A 2208-nucleotide genomic window follows, 5' to 3' on the forward strand; every position below is an offset into this window, starting at 1 on the left:
TGTCTCGTGGGCTCGGGGATGCGTACGACGGTTTCGGTGGCGGTGGCCTCCGGGACCGCAGACTCGGGAGACCGCGGGACGGCCTCGGCCCCCTCCTTCGAAGCCCTGGGCTTCTTCGCAGCAGCTTTCGCGACAGTTTTCTTGGCTGCCGTCTTCTTGACAGCCGTCTTCTTGGCAGCTGTCTTGGCGGTGGCCGTCTTGGTGGCGGTGGTCTTGTTCGCGACGGTCTTCTTGGGGGTCGTCTTCGCGGTCGCCTTCTCCGCCGCTGACTTCTTGGTCGCGGGTTTCTTGGCCGCAGCCTTCTTAGCCGCTGTCTTCTTGGTGGCAGCCTTCTTCGCGACGGCCTTGTTCGCGACGGTCTTCTTCTCCGCGGTCTTCTTTTCCGCGCTCTTCTTCGCCCCAGTGGTTTTCTTCGCGGTGGCCCTGCCTTCGGTGGCGTTCGGACTGTCGTCGGACGGGGGACGGGGGGTCACGGGTACGGCCTCCTCGGCACGGGCACAGGCACAGGCACAGACAGATCAGAGCGTCAGGGGGTGTCGTCGTTCGCCGCCAGCCGGCGTATCGCGGCCAGCGGCACCGGCAGCCAGTCGGGGCGGTGCCTGGCCTCGTAGACGACCTCGTACACCGCCTTGTCCGTCTCGTACGCGCGCAGCAGCACGGGATCGGTCCGCGGGTCGACCTCGGAGATCTCCGCGTACCCGGCGCAGTACGCGGCCCGGCAGAGGGGCGCCCAGTCGGGCTCCGTGGGGTGGTGGGCGTGGGACGCGTAGTCGAAGGAGCGCAGCATCCCTGCGACGTCCCGCACGATGGGCTGGGGCATACGGCGCTCGGTGAGCGACTTGGAGGGCTCGCCCTCGAAGTCGATGAGCGACCACTCGCCGTCGGGTGACCGCAGGCACTGGCCCAGATGCAGGTCTCCGTGGATGCGCTGGGCCGTCCAGGTGCGGCCCTCGGCCGCCAGGTCGGCCAGCGCCGCGAAGGCCGAGCGCAACCCGGGGGCGTACCTCCGCAGCGCCGGCACCGCCTGCACGGCCGCGTCCAGCCGTTCGGTCATCCCGGACACCAGCAGCTCCAGCTGGGGCCGCCCGAGCGTGACCGTCGGCAGGGCCCGCGCCAGCGCCGTGTGCACCTCGGCCGTCGCACGCCCCAGCGCCCGCGCCTCCGCGCCGAAGTCCTCTCCCTTGGCCAGCTCCCGCAGCGCCAGCTCCCAGCCGTCGGACGCACCCTGCACAAAAGGCTGCAGCACGCCCAGGACATAGGAGTCGTCGGAGGGGGCGAGGTCCGCCATCATCCAGCCCGCCGGGGCCGGCACCCGCGGGCACCCCTCGCGCGCCAGCACCAGGGGCAGCTCCAGATCGGGATTGGTGCCGGGCACGATCCGCCGCAACAGCTTCAGGATGAACGTATCTCCATACACGACGGACGAGTTGGACTGCTCGGACGTCACCATGCGGGGCACCAGCTCCGACCGGATCTCCTGCCGCATGTCCCGTTCGAAGCGCAGATCGCCCACGCGGGCCCGCGTACGCAGTGCTTCGAGGAGCACATCGGCGGGCCGGGGGTCGTGCAGCGCCTCGTACACCGTGCGCCCCGCCAGCGGCCCCTCCTCCAAGTGCCCGATCAGGGCGGGCGCGAGCCGTGGCGGCAGGGTCTCGCGTACCCCGATCAGCAGCTGGTAGCAGTCGGCGGGGTGCGCCACCGCGGTCTGGAGGGGTACGAGCGGCTGATGGGCCCGTACGAGGAGGTGGATCAGCCCCAGCTTCGCGTTCACGGGCAGCAGTTCGGTCGCCGCGACCAGGGTGAACCCGGTGACCGGCCGGCCCTTGCCCGCGAACCAGCGCTGCCGCGGCAGCCACTCCCGCAGCAGCGGATCGAGAGACGCGAGAAGGCCGGGACCGGCCGTGCGAGCGGAGTGCGTAACGACTTCCGACATGGAATGCGTCCTTTCCGCGTCGGGTGGCGGAGGAGCGTCGGGTTGCGTGAAGGGTTCCCAGGGCGGGACGGCGGAAACCGTCCCGCCCTCATGGTGGCCGGATGCTGTGACCGGTGGTGCGTACCGCTACTCGCCGTGCTCCCGCCGCAGCCGGAACCAGTAGAAGCCGTGGCCTGCGAGGGTGAGGAGGTAGGGGAGTTCTCCGATGGCGGGGAAGCGGACTCCTCCGATGAGTTCGACGGGGTGGCGGCCGGTGTAGGTGCTGAGGTCGAGTT

2 protein-coding genes and 1 pseudogene are annotated in these 2208 nt (G+C 70.3%); all 3 read right to left on the reverse strand.

The genetic code is table 11. From position 1 onward, the window contains the following. Nucleotides 1–473 (reverse strand): annotated as a pseudogene (locus FPZ41_RS46140) (hypothetical protein); the annotation flags it as partial. 53 nt (nt 474–526) lie between these two features. Then, a complete protein-coding gene (locus tag FPZ41_RS46145) occupies nt 527–1933 on the reverse strand; it encodes a maltokinase N-terminal cap-like domain-containing protein (RefSeq protein WP_152870839.1) in 1407 nt (468 codons plus the stop codon). Nucleotides 1934–2059: 126 nt separating this feature from the next. Then, nucleotides 2060–2208: alpha-glucosidase C-terminal domain-containing protein (locus FPZ41_RS46150; RefSeq protein WP_152870840.1), on the reverse strand; the 149-nt coding region annotated here is incomplete at its 5' end.

The sequence above is a fragment of the Streptomyces acidicola genome, from assembly GCF_009377235.1.
In the GTDB taxonomy this organism is placed as follows: Bacteria; Actinomycetota; Actinomycetes; order Streptomycetales; family Streptomycetaceae; genus Streptomyces; species Streptomyces acidicola.

Bases quoted from the DNA above. Each gene is read 5' to 3' on its own strand.
- FPZ41_RS46145 (WP_152870839.1), bottom strand. From the start codon at position 1,933: ATGTCGGAAGTCGTTACGCACTCCGCTCGCACGGCCGGTCCCGGCCTT.